The sequence below is a fragment of the Pseudomonas sp. NPDC087814 genome (assembly GCF_044742865.1).
Classification (GTDB): domain Bacteria; phylum Pseudomonadota; class Gammaproteobacteria; order Pseudomonadales; family Pseudomonadaceae; genus Aquipseudomonas.
This window is the reverse complement of record NZ_JBIUVK010000050.1, coordinates 1-20,243: the sequence shown is the minus strand read 5'-3', so window position 1 is coordinate 20,243 and position 20,243 is coordinate 1. Positions and strand designations below refer to the sequence as shown.

At 63.0% G+C, this 20,243-nt stretch carries 17 protein-coding genes; 5 read left to right on the top strand and 12 right to left on the bottom strand.

Annotated elements, in window-relative coordinates; translation table 11 throughout:
- Positions 1-52: 52 nt before the first annotated feature.
- A complete protein-coding gene (locus ACIOMR_RS25835; RefSeq protein ID WP_003213804.1) occupies positions 53-1,444 on the top strand; it encodes an L-cystine transporter in 1,392 nt (463 codons plus the stop codon).
- Positions 1,445-1,538: 94 nt separating this feature from the next.
- Here ACIOMR_RS25835 and ACIOMR_RS25830 read toward each other — a convergent pair whose 3' ends face one another.
- The gene (locus ACIOMR_RS25830) at positions 1,539-2,051 is read right to left on the bottom strand and encodes a dihydrofolate reductase (protein WP_401197104.1); all 513 of its coding nucleotides are present in this window, start codon (positions 2,049-2,051) and stop codon (positions 1,539-1,541) included.
- A gap of 90 nt (positions 2,052-2,141) precedes the next feature.
- On the opposite strand from ACIOMR_RS25830, the gene ACIOMR_RS25825 reads away from it, so the two are divergent.
- Both ACIOMR_RS25825 and ACIOMR_RS25820 read left to right on the top strand, forming a co-directional pair.
- Positions 2,142-3,521 carry a DUF2868 domain-containing protein gene (locus tag ACIOMR_RS25825; protein WP_401197101.1) on the top strand — a complete coding sequence of 460 codons (1,380 nt, stop codon included), beginning with the start codon at positions 2,142-2,144 and terminating at the stop codon, positions 3,519-3,521.
- Positions 3,514-4,887 carry a DUF3482 domain-containing protein gene (locus ACIOMR_RS25820; RefSeq protein ID WP_134327481.1) on the top strand — a complete coding sequence of 458 codons (1,374 nt, stop codon included), beginning with the start codon at positions 3,514-3,516 and terminating at the stop codon, positions 4,885-4,887. Before ACIOMR_RS25825 ends, ACIOMR_RS25820 begins: the two co-directional genes overlap by 8 nt.
- Here ACIOMR_RS25820 and ACIOMR_RS25815 read toward each other — a convergent pair.
- The 7 genes from ACIOMR_RS25815 to ACIOMR_RS25785 form a co-directional block, all read right to left on the bottom strand.
- Positions 4,884-5,438: a phosphonate degradation HD-domain oxygenase gene (locus ACIOMR_RS25815; RefSeq protein ID WP_401197098.1), complete on the bottom strand. Its 555-nt coding sequence runs from the start codon at positions 5,436-5,438 to the stop codon at positions 4,884-4,886. The genes ACIOMR_RS25820 and ACIOMR_RS25815 overlap by 4 nt on opposite strands.
- Positions 5,438-6,562, bottom strand: a complete 1,125-nt coding sequence (locus ACIOMR_RS25810) for a TIGR03364 family FAD-dependent oxidoreductase (RefSeq protein ID WP_401197095.1) — start codon at positions 6,560-6,562, stop codon at positions 5,438-5,440. The genes ACIOMR_RS25815 and ACIOMR_RS25810 overlap by 1 nt, the downstream gene beginning before the upstream one ends.
- A gap of 125 nt (positions 6,563-6,687) precedes the next feature.
- Positions 6,688-7,704, bottom strand: coding sequence for a putative 2-aminoethylphosphonate ABC transporter substrate-binding protein (locus ACIOMR_RS25805; RefSeq protein ID WP_003213811.1), 1,017 nt, complete (start codon positions 7,702-7,704; stop codon positions 6,688-6,690).
- A 23-nt stretch (positions 7,705-7,727) separates the two neighbouring features.
- A complete protein-coding gene (locus tag ACIOMR_RS25800; RefSeq protein WP_401197092.1) occupies positions 7,728-9,452 on the bottom strand; it encodes a putative 2-aminoethylphosphonate ABC transporter permease subunit in 1,725 nt (574 codons plus the stop codon).
- Between the two features lies 1 nt (position 9,453).
- On the bottom strand, positions 9,454-10,518 hold the full coding sequence (locus ACIOMR_RS25795) for a putative 2-aminoethylphosphonate ABC transporter ATP-binding protein (protein ID WP_134327485.1): 1,065 nt from the start codon (positions 10,516-10,518) through the stop codon (positions 9,454-9,456).
- 225 nt (positions 10,519-10,743) lie between these two features.
- Positions 10,744-11,607 (bottom strand): LysR family transcriptional regulator, encoded by an 864-nt coding sequence (locus tag ACIOMR_RS25790; protein ID WP_008438952.1) that lies wholly within the window; start codon positions 11,605-11,607, stop codon positions 10,744-10,746.
- A gap of 16 nt (positions 11,608-11,623) precedes the next feature.
- Positions 11,624-13,894 (bottom strand): heavy metal translocating P-type ATPase, encoded by a 2,271-nt coding sequence (locus ACIOMR_RS25785; protein WP_003213817.1) that lies wholly within the window; start codon positions 13,892-13,894, stop codon positions 11,624-11,626.
- Between the two features lie 85 nt (positions 13,895-13,979).
- On the opposite strand from ACIOMR_RS25785, the gene cadR reads away from it, so the two are divergent.
- Complete coding sequence (gene cadR, locus ACIOMR_RS25780; protein ID WP_017476559.1) at positions 13,980-14,429, top strand: Cd(II)/Pb(II)-responsive transcriptional regulator; 450 nt, start codon at positions 13,980-13,982, stop codon at positions 14,427-14,429.
- Between the two features lie 124 nt (positions 14,430-14,553).
- Here the strand turns inward: cadR and ACIOMR_RS25775 are convergent, their stop codons facing one another.
- The 3 genes from ACIOMR_RS25775 to ACIOMR_RS25765 form a co-directional block, all read right to left on the bottom strand.
- Positions 14,554-15,387, bottom strand: coding sequence for a thymidylate synthase (locus ACIOMR_RS25775; RefSeq protein ID WP_003213821.1), 834 nt, complete (start codon positions 15,385-15,387; stop codon positions 14,554-14,556).
- Positions 15,388-15,438: 51 nt separating this feature from the next.
- Positions 15,439-16,251 (bottom strand): prolipoprotein diacylglyceryl transferase, encoded by an 813-nt coding sequence (gene lgt, locus ACIOMR_RS25770; RefSeq protein WP_003213823.1) that lies wholly within the window; start codon positions 16,249-16,251, stop codon positions 15,439-15,441.
- 66 nt (positions 16,252-16,317) lie between these two features.
- Entirely contained in the window at positions 16,318-17,100 is a 783-nt protein-coding gene (locus ACIOMR_RS25765; protein WP_003213825.1) for a sulfite exporter TauE/SafE family protein, read from the bottom strand.
- 89 nt (positions 17,101-17,189) lie between these two features.
- Between ACIOMR_RS25765 and ACIOMR_RS25760 the strand changes: the two genes are divergently transcribed.
- The gene (locus ACIOMR_RS25760) at positions 17,190-17,936 is read left to right on the top strand and encodes an NRDE family protein (RefSeq protein WP_401197086.1); all 747 of its coding nucleotides are present in this window, start codon (positions 17,190-17,192) and stop codon (positions 17,934-17,936) included.
- 137 nt (positions 17,937-18,073) lie between these two features.
- Here ACIOMR_RS25760 and ptsP read toward each other — a convergent pair.
- Positions 18,074-20,243, bottom strand: a 2,170-nt coding sequence (gene ptsP / locus ACIOMR_RS25755; protein WP_401197083.1) for a phosphoenolpyruvate--protein phosphotransferase, incomplete at its 5' end; no start/stop codon positions are given.

Genomic DNA, 20,243 nt, shown 5'->3' with positions numbered 1-20,243 from the left:
CGGTTCGCAATCGCAGGCTCCTGCGATTGGCTGCCTTCTCAACGGAGCTTCAATGAATCTGCCCCTGATTCTCAACTTACTGGTGTTCGTGGCCCTGCTGCTGGGCCTGGCACAAACCCGTCGAACCAACTGGAGCCTCGCCAAGAAGGTCTTGTTTGCGTTGGTACTCGGCGTGATCTTCGGTGTGGTGCTGCACGCGATCTACGGTGCCGGCAACCCGGTGCTCAAGGCCTCGATCGGCTGGTTCGACCTGGTCGGCAACGGTTACGTGCAGTTGCTGCAAATGATCGTGATCCCGCTGGTGTTCGCCTCGATCCTCAGCGCCGTGGCCCGTCTGCATAACGCCTCGTCCCTGGGCAAGATCAGCTTCCTGACCATCGGCACGCTGCTGTTCACCACGGCGATTGCGGCGCTGATCGGTATCGGCCTGACCAACCTGTTCGGCCTCACCGCAGAAGGCCTGGTGGCCGGCACCCAGGAAATGGCGCGCCTGCAAGTGATCCAGAGTGATTACGCGGGCAAGGTCGCCGACCTGAATATCCCGCAACTGCTGCTGTCGTTCATCCCGCAGAACCCGTTCGCCGACCTGGCCCGGGCCAAGCCGACGTCGATCATCAGTGTGGTGATCTTCGCTGCATTCCTTGGGGTTGCCGCGCTGCAACTGCTCAAGGATGACGTGGAAAAAGGCCAGAAAGTCCTCAACGCCATCGACACCCTGCAAGCCTGGGTGATGCGCCTGGTGCGCCTGGTGATGAAGCTGACCCCGTACGGCGTATTGGCGCTGATGACCAAAGTGGTCGCCAGCTCCAACCTGCAAGACATCATCAAGCTCGGCAGTTTTGTGGTGGTGTCATACCTGGCCCTGGGCCTGATGTTTGTGGTGCACGGCCTGCTGCTGTCGCTGGCCGGGATCAACCCGCTGCGGTTCTTCCGCAAGGTCTGGCCGGTACTGACGTTTGCCTTCACCAGCCGCTCCAGCGCCGCGAGCATCCCGCTGAGCATTGAAGCGCAGACCCGTCGCTTGGGGATTCCGCAGTCCATCGCCGGTTTTGCCGCCTCGTTTGGCGCGACGATTGGCCAGAACGGTTGCGCGGGTCTTTACCCAGCGATGCTGGCGGTGATGGTTGCGCCGACCGTGGGTATCAACCCGCTGGACCCGCTGTGGATCGCAACACTGGTGGCGATTGTGACCTTGAGTTCGGCCGGTGTGGCGGGCGTGGGCGGCGGTGCGACGTTTGCCGCGCTGATCGTGCTGCCGGCGATGGGCTTGCCGGTGTCACTGGTGGCGCTGCTGATTTCGGTTGAGCCGCTGATCGACATGGGCCGTACGGCATTGAACGTGAACGGTTCGATGACGGCGGGGGCGATTACCAGCCAGATCATGCAGCAGACGGATAAAGAGCTGCTCAATGCCGATGAGCATGCGGAACTGGCGCAGGCCTGACAGACCGCTATCGCAGGCAAGCCAGCTCCCACATTGAACCGGTTTTTTCAGTAATACTCGGTCAACTGTGGGAGCTGGCTTGCCTGCGATGCTCTTAGGCTTTTTCCCAGACTTCGAAGTTGTACGCCGGCTTGTCACCCTCAGCCGGATTCTCGACATTCGACACCAGCTTCCACTGGTTCAAATCAAACTCGGGAAACCACGCATCCCCGTCCGGGCTCAACGCCACCCGCGTCAAATACAGGCGATCCGCCTGCTCCAGCCCCTGGGCATACAACTGCGCGCCGCCGATCAGCATCAGCTCATCCACGCCCTGCGCCTTGGCCCATTCCTCAGCCCGCTCCACGGCCGCGTCCAGTGACGGAAAAACTTCCGCACCTTCCAGCGCCAGATCGGTCTGACGGCTGACCACAATGTTCAACCGGCCCGGCAACGGTCGCCCCAGGGAATCCCAGGTCTTGCGCCCCATGATGATCGGCTTGCCCAAGGTGGCGGCCTTGAAATATTTGAAATCCCCCGGCAAATGCCAGGGCATGCTGTTGTCGACGCCGATCACACGGTTTTCACCGAGGGCTGCGATCAGGCTTAAAGGGAGAGTTTTTTTCATGGCGACGAGAATACCAGAGCCGCGCGCGGCATACCCCAACCGGCGTTCCAGCGGTTATGCTCCAGACTCACTGGCTCAACAGGATGGCGCGTGACAGCTCTGAACCCCCTGCAAACACTCTGGCTGACCGAGACCGTGCGCCTGCGCGAGGAACACGCGGGCGCCCTGGAAGACCAGGAAGCCAATCGCCTGGCCCGCAACACCGGCGGCGACCTGCCCACGCGCATTCAAAACCGTGCGCTGTGGCTGGCCGAACGCGATGGCCTGACCGCCGCCCTGACCCGCTGGCTGCAAGGCGCGCGCCTGGCGCTGATCCTGCTGGCGGCAGTCGCCATTATCAGCGGCGCCGGCCTGGCGTTTGCCGCGCTGGGCAACGGGTTGGCGCCGGTCAATGTGTTCTGGGCCCTGGGCAGCCTGCTGGGTTTGAACCTGATCCTGTTGTTGAGCTGGGCCCTGGGCCTGCTGTTTGCCGGCGAACACGGCGCCAGTCTTGGCCGCCTGTGGTTATGGCTCAGCGAAAAACTCGCCCGCGACGCCAAGGCCGCGCAACTGGCGCCCGCCCTGCTGCTGTTGCTGCAACGGCGCAAGCTCAATCGCTGGGCCGTCGGTGTGCTGGTCAACAGCCTGTGGCTGCTGGCCCTGCTCAGCGCCCTGGTGATCCTGCTGACGCTGTTGGCCACCCGGCGCTACGGTTTTGTGTGGGAAACCACCATCCTGCGGGCCGACACCTTTGTCGCCGTGACCCAAACCCTCGGCGCCCTGCCCGCCTTGCTCGGCTTCAATGTGCCCACTGTCGAGATGATCCGCGCCAGCGGCGATGCCGCCCTGAATATCGAAAGCGCCCTCCAGGCCTGGGCCGCCTGGCTGGTGGGCGTGCTGCTGGTATACGGCATCCTGCCGCGGCTGATCCTTGCGTTGCTGTGCCTGTGGCGTTGGAAACGTGGGCGCGCCGCCTTGAGCCTCGACCTTAACCTGCCCGGCTACAGCCAACTGCGTGAACGTCTGATGCCCAGCAGCGAACGGCTTGGGGTCAATGATGCGGCGCCCGAACAGTTGCACCACGTAACCGGCGGCGTCAGTGAACTGGAAAGCGACGGCGCCCTGCTGGTGGCCATCGAGCTGGACGACCAGCGCCCATGGCCGCCGAAGCTCCCGGCCAGCGTCAAGGACGCCGGCATCCTCGACAGCCGTGAATCCCGCAACAAGCTGCTGGAGCAACTCACCCGCTTCCCGCCCGCGCGCCTGGCCATCGCCTGCGACCCACGCCGCTCGCCGGATCGCGGCAGCCTTGCGCTGATTGCCGAACTGGCCCGCAGCGCCACCGCCACTCGGGTCTGGCTGCTGCAAGCGCCCGCCGGCCAAGCCCTGGATGCTGAGCGCCTGGGTGATTGGCATACAGCATTGCAACAGTTGGAGATCCCGTTCGCCGATTGCGCGCCGCTCACTTGGCTGGAGACCGGTCATGACTAAGCCCCTGAAACTTGCGGTGGTCGGCCACACCAACGTCGGCAAGACCTCGTTGCTGCGCACGCTCACGCGAGACGTCGGCTTTGGTGAAGTCTCCCATCGTCCCAGCACCACCCGGCATGTCGAAGGTGCGCGCTTGTCGGTGGACGGCGAAGCCTTGCTGGAGCTGTACGACACGCCGGGCCTGGAAGATGCCATCGCCCTGCTCGATTACCTCGAACGCCTGGACCGCCCCGGCGAACGCCTCGACGGCCCGGCACGGCTGGCGCGTTTTCTGGAAGGCAGCGAGGCCCGGCAACGCTTCGAACAGGAAGCCAAGGTGCTGCGCCAACTGCTCGCCTCGGATGCGGGCTTGTATGTGATTGATGCAAGGGAGCCGGTGCTGGCCAAGTACCGCGATGAGCTGCAAGTGCTCGCCAGTTGCGGCAAACCGTTGCTGCCAGTGCTCAATTTTGTCAGCAGCGCCGACCACCGCGAGCCGGACTGGCGCGAAGCCCTCGCCCGCCTCGGCCTGCATGCGCTGGTGCGTTTTGACAGCGTAGCGCCGCCGGAAGACGGCGAGCGCCGGCTCTATGAAAGCCTCGCCCTGCTGCTGGAAAACTCCCGTGGGCAACTGGAACGGCTGATCCTTGATCAGGAAGCCCAGCGCCAGGCCCGCCAGCAAAGTGCGGCGCGGCTGATCGCCGAACTGCTGATCGACTGCGCCGCCTGCCGCCGCAGCGTGGTCAGCGAAGCCGAAGTGGAACAGCAGGCCATCAGCGAACTGCGCAAAGCCGTGCGCCAGCGCGAACAGCGTTGCGTGGAAGCCTTGCTCAAGCTGTTCGGCTTCCGCCCGCAGGACGCCGCCGCCAGCGATTTACCGCTGCTGGACGGGCGCTGGGGCGATGACCTGTTCAACCCCGAGACCCTCAAGCAACTGGGCGTGCGGGTCGGTGGCGGTATCGCAGCCGGCGCGGCGGCCGGTGCAGGTGTGGATCTACTCGTAGGCGGCCTGACCCTCGGCGCCGCCGCCCTCGCCGGAGCCATCGCGGGAGGCGCGCTGCAAACTGCCCGCAGTTATGGCAGCCGCCTGCTGGGCAAGATCAAGGGCCAGCGCGAGCTGACCGTCGACGACAGCGTGCTGCGCCTGTTGGCCCTGCGCCAGCGGCAACTGCTCAAGGCCCTGAACCTGCGGGGGCATGCGGCGATCCACAGCATCAAGGTCGACACACCCCAGGACAAGACCTGGCGCGAAGGCAAATTGCCCGAAGCCCTGAACAAGGCCCGCGCCCATCCGCAATGGTCATCCCTCAACCCGCACCCCAAATTGAGCCAGGCCGAACGCCAGGAACAGATCGAAGCCCTGGCCCAGCGCCTGGACGAGACCTAAGCCGCCAACAACTGCCGGGCCTTGGACTTCAGCACTTCAAGGTCCAGCACCGGCACGTGCATTTCCTTGGCTTGTTCATCCCAGTGACGCATGCGCAGGCTGACGGCGCACAACGGGTCCTGCTCGAACGCTTGGGCTTCCTCGGCGGTCATCACGCCGCCCTGGTAACCCAGGGTGCGGCGGCTGGCCTCGCTCAACCGCGCATAGTAGTCCGGCTGGCTGAAGGTCAGATAACGCTTGGCCTGCACGTGGTATTCCACCAGTTTTGCCATCCGCTCGCTGAAGCCTGCGCGGCGCAGATAATCGGCGCCCAGCCGTTCATGGCTGACCACACCATAACCGCCCATGTTCTCGCCACCTTGGCCGCAGATATGCCCGATATCGTGGAAGAACGCTGCCAGCACCACTTCATCATCGAAGCCTTCAGCCATGGCCAACTGCGCGGCCTGGGACATGTGTTCGATCTGCGAGACCGGCTCGCCAATGTAATCGGCGGTGCCGTGTTGTTCGTACAGGCCGAAGACCTCGGCGATTGCCTGCTCTGCTTTCATCACGCACTCCCCCACAGCTCAGTGATATTGCGCTCGGCCATCGCCGGCCCGACGCTCATGCCCACGCCGGTGTGCATCAACGCCGCGCTCACCCCCGGCGCCGCCCGCGTGAACGAAAACGGCCCCGGCCCACGGGAACCATAGACGCCCTGCCAGCGCTCCACGACCTGGATCTTGCAGCCCAGGGTATGTTCGGCCAGTTCGATCATCCAGTTGTCCACCTGTTCGGCGTTGAACGGTGAAGGATCGCTGCCGTAATGGTGGGAATCCCCGATGATCAGTTCGCCATAGGGTGTCGGGCTGATCAGCAGGTGAATACCGTTTTCATGCAGGTGCGGTACATCCCGCAGGATTTCGGCCTGTACCGGCGCGGCTTCCGGCAAATCGGCGAAGGCGCCGTAGTGCACGCAGCTGAGGCCGGTCAGCAGCGCGTGTTGCAGGTTCAACTCCACCACTGGCCGGGCGCGCAGCATTTGCAGGCGGCAGATTTGCGGGTTGAGTTCGGCAATCTCCTCGGCCAGCAGCGTCTGGTAGTCGTGACCGGAGCAGACAATGATCTGCTCGCCGCGAAAGGAGCCGGCAGTGGTGTGCACCTGGCCGGGTTCGATGTCGCGCACCAGGGTGGAGAAATGAAACTCCACGCTCAGTTCGCGGCTCAGGTAGTTGATCAGCGCCGGGATAGCCTCGCGCGAATACAGTTGTTGATCATCCAGGCCGTGAAGCGCAGCGCGGTGATGGGCGAACTGGCCACCGTACAGCTCGTGCAGGGCGGCGCCTTGCAGCAACTTGACGCGATAACCGTGTTCTTGCGCGCGACCGGCGCAGAAGGCTTCAAGCAAGTGCTCTTCGGCTTCTGTGCGGGCGAACAAATAAGAGCCGTTGCGCTTGAGCTGGATGCCGGCGAGTTGCGCCCACTGGCCCCAGATTTCGCGGCTTTCCCGCGCCAGGTCGAGCATCGGCCCGGGCGGCTGGCCGGTGACCAGTGCCTGGCCGAAGTTGCGCACGGAAGCACCCAGCGGGGTGGCGCTGCGCTCGAAGACCTTGACCTTGAGGCCGCGTTTGGCAGCGGCAAAGGCATGGGACAGGCCGAGGATGCCGGCGCCGATGATCAGCAGTTGTGTCATGAAGACCTCTCGTTCCCACGCTCCGCGTGGGAATGCATCCTGTGACGCTCCGCGTCACGACTACAAAAGCGGACGCAGAGCGTCCAGAGCCGCGTTCCCACGCAGCGCGTGGGAACGATCGGTGGTTATTGTTTTTCCGACTTGCCGTCATAGCGCTTGCGCCATTCGGTCAGGATGCTGTCGCGGTTTTTCGACGCCCAGGCAAAGTCATTCTTGATCAACCGCTGCTCGTAGTCCGCCGGCAATTCGGTCTGCGGCTTGGCGATACCCGGCTGGGCCAGTACCGCGAAGTTTTCCTTGTACAGCTCCATCGCCGCGGGGCTGGCGGAGAAGTCGGCGAGTTTCTGTGCCGCGTCTGCGTGGGCAGTGCCCTTGATCACGGCAGTGGCTTCGATATCCCAGCCCAGGCCTTCTTTCGGCAGGATGATGTCCAGCGGTGCGCCCTGGCGCTTCAGCTGAACGGCCGGGTATTCGAAGGAAATGCCGATCGGGAATTCGCCCGAGGCCGCCAGCTTGCAGGGCTTGGAACCGGAGTGAACGTACTGGCCGATGTTCTGGTGCAGGTCGTCCATGTACTGCCAGCCCTGCTTCTCGCCGAAGGTCTGCAACCAGGCGCTCACATCCAGGAAGCCAGTGCCGGACGAGGCCGGGTTGGGCATCACGATCTTGCCCTTGTACTCAGGCTTGGTCAGGTCCTGCCAGCTCACCGGCTTGCTCAGGCCCTGCTTTTCGGCTTCGACGGTGTTGAAGCAAATGGTCGCAGCCCACACGTCCATGCCGACCCAGGCCGGCGGGTTGGCGGCGTCGCGGTAGTTCGCACCGATCTTGCTCAAATCTGCCGGTGCGTAGTTTTGCAGCATGCCCTGCTGATCGAGGATCGCCAGGCTGGAAGCGGCCAGGCCCCAGACCACATCAGCCTGCGGGCGGGCTTTTTCGGCAAGCAGCTTGGCGGTGATGATGCCGGTGGAATCGCGCACCCATTTGATCTCGATGTCCGGGTTAACCTTTTCAAAGGCCTGTTTGTAGGTCTTCAATTGCTCGGCTTCGAGGGCCGTGTACACGGTCAACTCGGTCTTGGCGGCAAAGGCATTCAGGCTGAACGCAGTGAGCACAGCAGCGGCTAACGCCAGGGGCTTGAACATGGTGCAGTTCCTTTATGGGTGAATTATTGACCGGGCGCGGTTTGGCGCCAGGCATGGGAGCGGCGCAACAAGCCGCGTGAGGCCCACGCCAGCAGCAAGGACACGCCCGCCGAGGTGAACAGGATCAGGGTCGACATGGCCGCCGCACCGCCGACGTTGCCGGCGTCGTCCATGTTCAGTACGGCGACGGCGGCGAGGATGGTGTCGGGGCTGTAGAGGAAGATCGCGGCGGAGACGGTGGTCATCGCCGAGACGAACAGGTAGCGCACGATGTCCAGCAGCGCCGGCAGGCAGATCGGCACGGTGACCCGCAGGTAATGGCGGTACAGCGGCGCCTTCAGCGACAGCGCGGCGGCTTCGAATTCCGCGTCCAGTTGGCGCAGGGCCGTGGTGGCGGTCATTTGGGCGGTGGTCAAATAGTGAGCAATGGTGCACACCACCAGCAACGTCATGGTGCCGTAGAGCACATGCAGCGGGTTGCCGTTGAGGTTGAAAAAGAACACGTAGCCCAAGCCGAGCACCAACCCCGGCACCGCCATCGGCACGAAGCTGAGCATGCGCAGCGCCAGGTTCAGGCCCTTCTGGCCCCTGGTTTTTTCCATCAGGTAGGCGCCGGTGAAGATCAGCACGCTGCCGATCAACGCGGTGCACAGGGCCATGGTGATGCTGTTGCGGTAGGCCAGCCAGCCGCCGCCGGCCGTGTCTTCGAACTGGTAGTGGGCCAGGGACAGCGACAGGTTGTAGGGCCAGAATTTCACCAGGGATGAGTAGACCGCCATGCCGAACACCAGCAGCAGGATCGCGCAGATCAGCAGGACGATGGCCAGGTAGCAGCCATCCCGCAGTTTCGACGGCGCCGGCTGGAACACCTGGGCGCGGCCGCTCATGGAGTCGCCATGGCGGCGGCGCAACCAGGCGTCGACACCGAAGCTGAACAGCGCCGGCAGCAGCAGGACCATGCCGATCAAGGCGCCCCGCCCGAATTGCTGCTGGCCGACCACAGCTTTGTAGGCTTCCAGCGCCAGTACTTGATAGTCGCCACCGACTACCACGGGCACGCCAAAGTCAGTGATGGTCAGAGTGAACACCAGGCAAAACGCGGCAAACACGGCCTGGCGCGTCGCCGGCCAGGTGATGCTGCGAAACGCCCGGGCGGGACTCGCGCCCATGCTCGATGCGGCGTCAAACAAACGTGCATCCGCCAGGGAAAGCGCCGATAACAGGATCATCAAGGCATGGGGAAAGGTGTAGATCACTTCACCAAGGACAATGCCCCAGAAGCCATAGATGTTGTCCGACAGCAGCCCGCGCAGCATGCCCTGGTTACCGAACAGGTAGACCAGCGCAATCCCGGGCAACATCGACGGCGCCATCAACGGCAGCAGCGACATGCCGCGCCAGATCGCCTTGCCCGGAATAAGCGTGCGTTGCAAAGCGTAGGCAAACAGATAAGCCAGTGGTACGACGATGGCGGCAACGCTGCCGGAAACCATCAGGCTGTTACCGAGCAACCAGTGGAAATTGTCGCTGGTGACCAACTCCCGCGCCGCCACCAGGCCACCGCCCTGCCCGGCTTCACTGCTGAAGCCGCGCCAGAAGATCGCCAGCAGCGGCAGCAGTACCGCAACGCCCAGCAGGCACAGCCAGAGCAGCTTGCCGCCGACTACAAAAATACGGTCGCCGAGTTCGGCACGGGAAACCTGACGAGCCACGTTATCGGGTATCGGCAGAGTCATATCGCGGGCCATCTCAGGCAAACACCTGCAGGCTGCGCGGGGGCAGCGCGACCCAGATGTCCTGGGCGCCAAGGCGCGGCATGGCTTCCGGGGCCAATTCGGCCAGCAGCGGATGGCCGGGCAGTTGGTCCAGCTCAAAGCTCATGCGGCAGCGGTTGCCGAGGAAGGTGATCTCGCGGACCTTGGCCGGGAACAGGTTTTCTTCATGCACCGGCGGGTTGACGCTGATGGCTTCCGGGCGGCAGAACAGACGGCCCGATTTTGCGGCACCGGAGTTTTCCGCCAGGCGCATATTCATCCCGCCGACCTGGGCGTGGCTGGCGCTGTTGCGGCTGAACGGCAGCCAGTTGCCCTGGCCGACAAACTCGGCCACGAACGGTGTGGCCGGGCGGTCGTAGATTTCCTGGGGCGTGGCGTACTGCTCGACCTTGCCGTTGTTCATCACAGCGATACGGTCGGCCATCAGCATGGCCTCGTCCTGGTTGTGGGTGACCATCAGGGTGGTGATGCCCAGGCGGCGCTGCAGTTGGCGCAGCTCGGTGCACAGATGCTCGCGCACCCGGGCGTCGAGGGCCGACATGGGTTCGTCCAGCAGCAGCAAGGACGGCGCCGGCGCCAGGGCGCGAGCCAGTGCCACACGCTGTTGTTGGCCGCCGGAAAGTTGGCCGGGGTATTTCTTTTCGCTGCCCACCAGGCCTACGAGTTCCAGCATCTGCCCGACGCGCTTGCGCACTTCATCGCGGCCACTGCCGGTGAGGCCGTAGCCGATGTTCGCTTCGACGGTGAGATTGGGAAACAGCGCGTAGGACTGGAACAGAATGCCGTAGTCCCGAGCCTGGGGTGCCAGTAGGGAAACATCGCGGTCGCCGAGGTACAACTCGCCGCTGTCCTGGCGCTCCAGGCCGGCGATGCAGCGTAGCAAGGTGGTCTTGCCGCAGCCCGACGGGCCCAGCAGGCACACCAGTTCGCCAGCGGCGACGTCCAGGGACACATTATCCAGCGCGGTGAAGGCGCCGAAGCGTTTCTGTACACCGCGCACCTTCATTGGCGCGCCGGGATTAGTCATGGCTGTGTTCATGGAGGCACCTCATCAAACTGATGAAGGTCATCCTAGGCAGGCAATGCGTCCCTCTTGTGGCAGAAAGGCAAAACGTGGCGATAGTGGTATTGGTGGATTTGGGTTGTGCCAACAGATTGTTCCTACGCTCTGCGTGGGAATACATCCTGTGACGCTCCGCGTCACGACCTTAAGAGCGGACGCGGAGCGTCCAGGCCAGCATTCCCACGCAGAGCGTGGGAACGATCAGAGCGGCGACATTTCCTGCGCCAACCCCAGGAACGCCGCCGGCAACCGGGCGCCCTTTCGCTCTTTGAGGCAGTACAAATACTCGGGAATCTGCGGGGCATTCTCGATGGTCAGCACACGCAGTTGCGGATCGTGGGGCACTTCCTGCCGGGCAATGATGCTGATGCCGATATTGCGCAACACCGCCTCACGGATCGATTCCCGGCTGCCGATCTCCAGCAACGGCCCGTAACTCACGCCGGCGCCCTGCAACATCTCTTCGGTCAATCGACGGGTGGTCGACCCCGGCTCGCGCATCAGCAAGGTATGCCCGGCCAGCGCGGTCAGCGGTACATGTTCAAGTACCGCCAGCGGATGATTGCGATGCACCGCCAGCACCAGCGGGTCCATGCCCAGTACCCGCCGGATCAGGCGCGGGTCTTCAAGCAATTGGGATGAGGCAGCGACGTCGACGCGGTAGTCATCCAGCGCTTCCAGCACCTGCTGGGAGTTGCCGATCTCCACCGAAACCTCGACCTGCGGCAGCCGCTCGCGGAAGGTCTTGACCAGGTCGAGGATGTAATAAGGTGCCGTCGCGGCAATCCTCAAGGCTCCTTGTACCTGGCCACTGTTGCGCAGGAAAAACTCGATGTCCGCTTCCTGCTGCAACAGCGCCTTGACCATCGGCAACAGCCGCGCGCCTTCGTCGCTGACGGTCAGGCGGCGCCCGCCACGGTAGAACAATTCCACCGAGTACTGGCTTTCCAGGTGACGAATCTGGGTGGTCACCGTGGGCTGGCTGAGCCCGAGCTTTTTCGCCGCCTGGGTAATGCTGCCCAGGCGGGCGACCATGTAAAACGCCTTCAGCTCGGCACTCAGCACACCACCCTCTCATCGACTATTTGCGCAGCAGGCGCAGACCATTGAATACCACCAGCAGGCTCACGCCCATGTCGGCGAACACCGCCATCCACATGGTGGCCATCCCAAGGAAGGTCACCGCGAGGAAGATCGCCTTGATCACCAGGGCCAGGGCGATGTTCTGCTTGAGGATACTCGACGTTTGCCGCGACAGCCGAATGAATGCTGGAATCTTGCGCAGGTCGTCGTCCATCAGGGCCACGTCGGCGGTCTCGATGGCGGTATCGGTACCCGCAGCAGCCATGGCAAACCCGATCTCGGAACGGGCCAGCGCCGGGGCGTCGTTGATGCCGTCGCCGACCATGCCGACCCGGTGGCCCTTGGCGTAGAGCGCTTCGATGGCTTGCAGTTTGTCGGTGGGCAACAAGTCGCCCTGGGCCTGGTCGATACCCACCTGATCGGCGATCGCCTTGGCCGTGTGGGTGTTGTCGCCGGTCAGCATCAGGGTCTTGATGCCCAGGTCATGCAACTGCTGGATGGCTTCGCGGCTGGTGTCCTTCACGGTGTCGGCCACGGCGAACAGCGCCAGCGGGCCGGACTTGTCCAGCAGCAGGACCACGGACTTGCCTTGTTTTTCCAGGGCGAAGAGCTTCTTCTCCAGGGCCGGCGAGCACAGGTTCAGCTCTTCCACCAGACGGTGGTTGCCCAGGTAGTAGACCTCGCCATTGATTTCACCCTTCACACCGCGACCGGTCAGGGCCTCGAAGTTATCCACCGTGTGAACGGCGAGATTCTTATCCACAGCCGCGTTGGCGATGGCCAGGGACACCGGGTGATCGGAACGCCCGGCCAGACTGGCGGCCAGGGCCGGCGCGCTGTCTTCCATGTTCGGGAACAGCGCCAGGTAATCGGTTTGCACCGGCTTGCCGTGGGTGATGGTGCCCGTCTTGTCGAGGGCCAGGTAGTCGAGTTTGTAGCCACCCTCCAGGTACACACCGCCCTTGATCAGGATGCCTTTGCGCGCCGCGGCGGCCAGGCCGCTGACGATAGTCACCGGGGTGGAAATCACCAGTGCACATGGGCACGCGACCACCAGCAATACCAGTGCGCGGTAGACCCATTCAAACCACACACCGCCCATGAACAGCGGCGGAATCAACGCCACACCCAGGGCAAAGATGAACACCGCCGGGGTGTAGACCTTGGCGAAGGTGTCGACAAAACGCTGGGTTGGCGCGCGGGCGCCCTGGGCCTGTTCCACGGCGTGGATGATCCGCGCCAGGGTGGAGTTGTTGGCGGCTGCAGTGACTTTGTATTCCAGGGAGCCGGCCTGGTTGATGGTGCCGGCGAAGACTTTGTCGCCCACGGTCTTTTCGATCGGCAGGCTTTCACCGGTAATCGGCGCCTGGTCGATGGTGGACTGGCCGGAGGTGACTTCACCGTCCAGGCCAATGCGCTCGCCGGGACGAACCCGCACGATGGCGCCCAGTTCAATGACTTTAACCTCCTGTTCAACCCAACTGCCATCGGCCTGACGGACCGTGGCCTGTTCCGGCGTCATCTGCATCAAGCCGCTGATGGCGTTACGTGCGCGGTCCAGGGACTTGGCCTCGATCAACTCGGCGACGGTGAACAGGAACATCACCATCGCCGCTTCCGGCCACTGGCCGATCAGGATCGCGCCGGTGACGGCGATGCTCATCAGGGCGTTGATGTTCAGGTTGAGGTTTTTCAGGGCGATCCAGCCCTTTTTGTAGGTGGTGAGGCCGCCGCTGAAGATCGAGATCAGCGCGACCAGGGCAATCACCCACGTCGGGGCTGCGTTGGTGAAGTGCAGCACTTCAGCACCCAGCGCGCCCACGCCGGACACAGCCAGCGGCCACCAGTGCTTCTTCGCCGGCGGCTCAGCCGGGGCGACGCCTTCTTCGATGGGGTCCGCCTGCATGCCCAGGGACTTGATGGCGTCGATGATCGGCGCGGTCGTCGGCAGGTCGTGGGTGACGCCGAGAATGCGGTTGATCAGGTTGAATTCCAGCTGCTGCACACCCGCAAGCTTGCCCAGTTTGTTCTGGATCAGCGTCTGCTCGGTGGGGCAGTCCATGGCTTCGATGCGGAAGGTGCTCAGCCGCGAGCCCGCTGTCGGGGCTTCGGTCAGCTTCACCAGCGCCGGCGCGGCCTTGCTGGAACAGCAGGAATCGCCATGGCTGCCATGGTCGTGCTTCTGCACAGGTTTGAGCTTGGGGCCGTGATCGTGCGCGTGGTCATGATCATGGTCGTGCTTGTGCGGGGTGTGGATGGAATCGCTCATTCTGTCGCGTCCGTAAAGGTGCCTGTTGCCAAGTAAAGACCCTGTAGCCACTATAGGGTCAAGCATCCTTTAGGAGATTGCTGCGATGAAGATCGGCGAATTGGCAAAATTGACGGATTGCCAGGTGGAAACCATCCGTTATTACGAGAAAGAAGGCCTGCTGCCGCCGCCTGCGCGCAGTGACGGTAATTACCGGCTGTACACCCAGGCGCACACCGAACGGCTGGTGTTTATCCGCAACTGCCGCAGCCTGGACATGACCCTTGAGGAAATTCGCAGCCTGCTGGGCCTGCGTGACAGTCCTCAGGACCAGTGCGAAAGCGTGAATGCATTGATTGACGAGCATATCCACCACGTCAAGGCGCGGATCGACGGGCTGCTGGCGTTGCAGGAACAGTTGCTCGACCTGCGCCAGCGCTGTGGCGGCGGGCCGGATCTGGATCAGTGCGGGATTTTGCAGCGGCTGGAAGTCAGCGGGAGTGTCGCGGCCAGCGAGGCTGAGCCATCACATGTGGGCAGAAGCCACGGGCATTGAATGTGTACACAAAAAAATGTGGGAGCGGGCTTGCTCGCGAAAGCGGAGTGTCAGCCACTGAATGTGTTTCTGATACACCGTATTCGCGAGCAAGCCCGCTCCCACATTTGGACCGAGATCGCTTTTAGATCGCTACATCGGCCTTGATGCTCGGATCAGCGTCATAGCCCACGATTTCAAAATCTTCGAATTTGTAATCGTAGATCGACGCGGGTTTGCGCTTGATCACCAGTTCCGGCAGCTTCTTCGGCGTGCGCGCCAGCTGGGTCTGGATCTGTTCCATGTGGTTGCTGTAGGCGTGGGTGTCGCCCGTGGTGACGATGATCTCGTGAGGGATCAGGTCGCACTGCTGGGCCAGCATATGGGTGAGCAACGCCAGGGCCGCGGTGTTGTACGGCAGGCCGAGGAATACATCTGAGCTGCGGATGTACAACTGCATCGACAGATGACCGTCATGCACAAACGCCTGGTACAGCAGGTGGCAAGGTGGCAGCGCTTGCTTGCCGTCCCGGGCGTTCTGCTGCGGGCTTTTGGTCTCGTCCGGCAGGTACTCGACGTTCCAGCCGTGAAACAGGATGCGGCGGCTGTTGGGGTTGGTCTTCAACGTCTCGACCATGTAGTCGATCTGGTTGATCTTGCCGCCGTCCTTGGTGGGCCAGGCGGTCCACTGCTCGCCGTAAACCGGGCCCAGGTCGCCGTCTTCGGTGGCCCATTCGTCCCAGATACGCACGCCATTTTCGTTCAGCCACTTGATGTTGGTGTTGCCACTCAACATCCAGATCAATTCGTTGGCGATGCTTTTGAAGTGAAGCTTCTTGGTGGTCAGCAGCGGGAAGCCGTCGGCCAAGCTATGCCGAAACTGACGGGCAAACACGGCCTTGGTGCCGGTGCCGGTGCGGTCGCCCTTGGTCAGGCCATTGGTCACGACATCGTTCAGTAGTTCGAGATATTGCTTCATGTGTATACCTGTATCGTTGAAGCCGGGACCCTCGGGCCCCGGCGTTCGAATTTAAAGCGCGGTGTTCTTGATGCCTTGCGGGCGATTGTAAGCCCACCACAGCAGGCCCAGGCCGGCGATGATCATCGGCAGGCTGAGAATCTGACCCATGGTCACCCAGCCCCACGCCAGGTAGCCCAGTTGCGCATCCGGCACCCGTACGAACTCGACGATAAAGCGGAAGATCCCGTAGAACAACGCGAACATCCCCGAAACGGCCATGGTTGGGCGTGGCTTGCGCGAGAAGATGTAGAGGATCAGGAACAGCGCCACGCCTTCCAGGGCGAACTGGTACAGCTGCGAGGGGTGGCGCGGCAATTGCGCCGGGTCGCTGAACGGCGGGAACACCATGGCCCACGGCACGTCAGTCGGCTTGCCCCACAGCTCGGCGTTGATGAAGTTGCCGATGCGCCCGGCACCCAGGCCAATCGGCACGAACGGCGCGACGAAGTCCATCAGCTGGAAGAACGACTTACCGTTACGCCGGCCAAACCACCAGGCGGCGATCATCACCCCCACAAACCCGCCGTGGAACGCCATGCCGCCCTTCCACACCTCGAAGATCAGCGTCGGGTTGGCGATGTAGGCTGGCAGGTCGTAGAACAGCACATAACCCAGGCGTCCGCCGACGATGACCCCCATCGACATCCAGAACACCATGTCGGAGAGCTTCTCCTTGGTCCAGGTCGGGTCGAAACGGTTCAGGCGCCGGGAAGCCAGCAGCCAGGCACCGCCGATGCCGATCAGGTACATCAACCCGTACCAGTGGATTTGCAGCGGACCGATGGCCACGGCCACCGGGTTGATCTGCGGGTAAGGCAGCATTGCGACTCCTCGTTAAATCAATAGTCATGGCGCATCGGACCATGCCGGTGCGCGATTAAGCCTGCGTTACAGCAAAAAATTCAGCCCTACGCAAAACAGCAGCCCGGCAAACAGCCGCTTGAGCAAGCGCGGCGACAGCCGGTGCGCCAGGCGCGCGCCAAAACGGGCCGCCACCATGCTGGTCAGGGCGATGCCCAGCAGCGCCGGCAAGTACACAAAACCGAGACTATGATCGGGCAGCAGCGGATCATGCCAGCCCAGAATCATGAAACTTAACGCACTGGCCAGGGCGATCGGCAAGCCGCAGGCCGACGAAGTGGCCACTGCCTGCTGCATCGGCACGCTGCGCCAGGTCAGGAACGGCACGGTCAACGAACCGCCGCCGGTGCCGAAAATTGCCGACGACCAGCCGATCACGCCACCCGCCAGGGTCAGGCCGAGCTTGCCCGGCACCTGGCGGCTGGCCTTGGGCTTGAGCTCCAGAGTCATCTGCACGGCGATCACCAGGGCGAACACACCGATGATCTTCTGTAGATGCGGCCCGGAGATCGCCTCGGCGGTCAGCGCGCCAACGCCCGCGCCCAGCAGGATACCCACGGCCATCCATACGAAGATCGGCCAGCGCACGGCGCCGCGCCGATGATGCTCACGCACCGCATTCACCGACGTGAAGATAATAGACGCCAGGGACGTGCCGACAGCGAGGTGGGTCAGCACCGCGGGATCGAAGCCCTGCAAGGTGAAGCTGAACACCAGCACCGGCACAATAATGATGCCGCCGCCCACGCCGAACAGCCCGGCGAGCATGCCCGCGCAGGATCCCAGCAGCAAATACAGCAGAAATTCCATGGGAGCCCCCGAAAACAGACCGGCATGTTAACGGATGCAAAGCACAGGGTTCTATGGGTAGAGTGGGCAAAACACAAAGGGATCGCCTTATGTGCCTGATTGTTTTCGCCTGGCGGCCGGGCCACGCCCAGCCGCTGATCGTCGCGGCCAACCGTGATGAATTTTATGCCCGGCCCAGTTTGCCGTTGGCCCAGTGGCTGGATGCGCCCCATGTTTACGCCGGGCGCGACCAGGAAGCCGGCGGGACCTGGCTGGGGGTCGGGACGGATGGGCGCTTTGCGGCGCTGACCAATATTCGTGACCCGCACCAGCCGCCGGCCCGCAAGTCGCGGGGTGAGTTGGTGGCGCGCTTTCTCAGCGGTTCGCTGTCGATTGACGACTATTTGGCCGACGTTAATGGCAGATCGATTGAATATGCCGGGTTTAACCTGCTGGTCGGGACACGGGACGAGCTTTGGCATTACAACGCCAAGGAATCTGCGCCGACACCATTGGTGGCGGGGGTTTATGGGTTATCCAATGCCGGCCTGGATACGCCGTGGCCGAAGTTGTTGAAGGCCAAGGCGGCGCTGACAGAAGTGCTGGACGATCCGCAGCCTGAAGCCTTGCTGGGGATTTTGAGCGACCCGCAGACGGCGCCGTTTGCTGACTTGCCGGACACCGGCGTGGGCTTGGCGACGGAGAGTTTGCTGTCGAGTGTGTTTATTGCCAGCCCCAGTTACGGGACGCGGGCGAGCACGGCGCTGATTGTGAATGCCGACGGGACGCGGCATATCGTGGAGCGCAGTTTTGGGCCCTATGGCGGACAGTTGGGTGAAGTTGAACTCAAAATCTGAACCTCACGCAAACCAAATGTGGGAGCGGGCTTGCTCGCGAAGGCGGCGTGTCAGCCAATACATAAGCTGACTGATGCACCGCTTTCGCGAGCAAGCCCGCTCCCACATTTCGATTGGGGACAGGCTCTGAAATCCGGTTAGAGGCTCTTTGCAGACGCCGGGTTGATCATCCGCGCCAACCCAAGGTTCTTCAGCGCCAATTGCAGCGAGCTGTGGATAACTTGCGGGTTGTCGATAGTCATCAACTCCGCCAGCAGCTCCTTGGCCCGGCTCAGGTTGATCTGGCGCAGCATCCATTTCACCTTCGGCAAGTTGGTGGCGTTCATCGACAGGCTGTCAAAGCCCATCGCCATCAACAGCACAGCCGCCGCCGGGTCACCGGCCATCTCGCCGCAGATACTCACCTGCTTGCCTTCGGCATGGGCGTCGCGCACCACGTTCTGCAAGGCTTGCAGCACCGCCGGGTGCAGGTAGTCGTAGAGGTCGGCCACCCGCGGGTTGTTGCGGTCCACGGCCAGCAGGTACTGGGTCAGGTCGTTGGAGCCCACCGACAGGAAGTCCACCTGCCGTGCCAGCTCCTTGGCCTGGTACACCGCCGCCGGAATCTCGATCATCACGCCAATCGGCGGCATCGGCACGTCGGCGCCTTCGTCGCGCACTTCGCCCCAGGCCCGGTGGATCAGGTGCAGGGCTTCCTCCAGCTCGTGGGTGCCGGAGATCATCGGGAGCAGGATGCGCAGGTTGTTCAGGCCTTCGCTGGCCTTGAGCATCGCGCGGGTCTGGACGAGGAAGATTTCAGGATGGTCGAGGGTAACGCGAATACCGCGCCAGCCAAGGAAGGGGTTGTCTTCCTTGATGGGGAAATACGACAGTGACTTGTCGCCGCCAATGTCCAGGCTGCGCATGGTCACCGGTAACGGATGGAAGGCGGACAATTGCTCGCGATAAATCGCCAGCTGCTCCTTCTCACTCGGAAAACGCTGGTTGATCATGAACGGCACTTCGGTGCGGTACAGGCCCACCCCTTCGGCGCCGCGCTGTTGTGCACGTGCCACGTCCGCCAGCAGGCCGGTGTTGACCAGCAGCGGTACGCGGTGGCCGTCGAGGGTCACGCACGGCAGTTCCCGCAGGGCGTCGAGGCCCTGGGACAGTTGGCGTTCTTCTTCCACCACTTCGGCGTATTGCTTGCGCAGCACTTCGCTGGGGTTGGTGTAGACCTCGCCGTGGTAGCCGTCGACGATCATTTCGATGCCGTCGACCTTGGAATACGGCAGGTCCACCAGACCCATCACCGTCGGAATGCCCATGGCCCGAGCCAGGATCGCGACGTGGGAGTTGCCCGAACCCAGTACCGAGACCAGGCCCACCAGTTTGCCTTCCGGCACTTCGCCGAGCATGGTGGCGGTCAGTTCTTCACTGATCAGGATGGTGTTGTCGGGGTACACCAACGTGGTCGAGCGCTCTTCCTGCAGGTAGGCCAGCAGACGGCGACCGAGGTCCTTCACGTCCGAGGCGCGCTCGCGCAGGTAGGCGTCGTCCATCAATTCAAAACGGTTGACGTGATCGGTGACCACCTGGCGCAGCGCGCCCTGGGCCCACTGGCCGGTCTTGATCACGTCCTTGACTTCGCTGCCCAGGGACGCGTCGTCGAGCATCATCAGGTACACGTCGAACAACGCCCGCTCTTCAGGCCGCAGCTGGGTGGCCAGCTTGGTCGAGAGGGTGCGCATGTCATTGCGCACGCCTTCGAGGGCGGTCTTGAACAGGATGATTTCAGCGTCGATGTCGGTGACGGTCTTGTCCGGCACCACGTCCAGGTCGGCGGGCGGCAGCATGACCACGGCGGTACCGACAGCAGCACCCGGCGAACCCGGCACGCCGACGAACTTGGCTTCCTGGATGCCCTTGCCCTGGCGTCCCAGGCCGCGAATCGAACCGGTGGCCTCGGCGTGGGCGATAACCCCGGCGAGCTGCGCGCTCATGGTCACAAGGAAGGCTTCTTCACCTTCGTCGAACTGGCGGCGTTCTTTCTGCTGGATGACCAACACGCCGACAACGCGGCGGTGGTGAATGATCGGCGCACCGAGGAACGAGGCGTAGCGCTCTTCACCGGTTTCGGCAAAGTAGCGATAACGCGGGTGATCGGCCGCGTTTTCGAGGTTCAGGGGTTCTTCACGCGTCCCCACCAGGCCCACCAGACCTTCATTGGGCGCCATGCTGACCTTGCCGATGGAGCGCTTGTTCAAGCCCTCGGTGGCCATCAGGACAAAACGGTTGGACTCGGGGTCCAGCAGGTAAACCGAGCAG

Bases quoted from the DNA above. Each gene is read 5' to 3' on its own strand.
- ACIOMR_RS25805 (WP_003213811.1), bottom strand. From the start codon at position 7,704: ATGTTCAAGCCCCTGGCGTTAGCCGCTGCTGTGCTCACTGCGTTCAGC.
- ACIOMR_RS25830 (WP_401197104.1), bottom strand. From the start codon at position 2,051: ATGAAAAAAACTCTCCCTTTAAGCCTGATCGCAGCCCTCGGTGAAAAC.
- ACIOMR_RS25765 (WP_003213825.1), bottom strand. From the start codon at position 17,100: ATGGAATTTCTGCTGTATTTGCTGCTGGGATCCTGCGCGGGCATGCTC.
- ACIOMR_RS25800 (WP_401197092.1), bottom strand. From the start codon at position 9,452: ATGGCCCGCGATATGACTCTGCCGATACCCGATAACGTGGCTCGTCAG.
- ACIOMR_RS25820 (WP_134327481.1), top strand. From the start codon at position 3,514: ATGACTAAGCCCCTGAAACTTGCGGTGGTCGGCCACACCAACGTCGGC.
- ACIOMR_RS25760 (WP_401197086.1), top strand. From the start codon at position 17,190: ATGTGCCTGATTGTTTTCGCCTGGCGGCCGGGCCACGCCCAGCCGCTG.
- ACIOMR_RS25785 (WP_003213817.1), bottom strand. From the start codon at position 13,894: ATGAGCGATTCCATCCACACCCCGCACAAGCACGACCATGATCATGAC.
- ACIOMR_RS25835 (WP_003213804.1), top strand. From the start codon at position 53: ATGAATCTGCCCCTGATTCTCAACTTACTGGTGTTCGTGGCCCTGCTG.
- lgt (WP_003213823.1), bottom strand. From the start codon at position 16,251: ATGCTGCCTTACCCGCAGATCAACCCGGTGGCCGTGGCCATCGGTCCG.
- cadR (WP_017476559.1), top strand. From the start codon at position 13,980: ATGAAGATCGGCGAATTGGCAAAATTGACGGATTGCCAGGTGGAAACC.
- ACIOMR_RS25775 (WP_003213821.1), bottom strand. From the start codon at position 15,387: ATGAAGCAATATCTCGAACTACTGAACGATGTCGTGACCAATGGCCTG.
- ACIOMR_RS25795 (WP_134327485.1), bottom strand. From the start codon at position 10,518: ATGAACACAGCCATGACTAATCCCGGCGCGCCAATGAAGGTGCGCGGT.
- ACIOMR_RS25810 (WP_401197095.1), bottom strand. From the start codon at position 6,562: ATGACACAACTGCTGATCATCGGCGCCGGCATCCTCGGCCTGTCCCAT.
- ACIOMR_RS25815 (WP_401197098.1), bottom strand. From the start codon at position 5,438: ATGAAAGCAGAGCAGGCAATCGCCGAGGTCTTCGGCCTGTACGAACAA.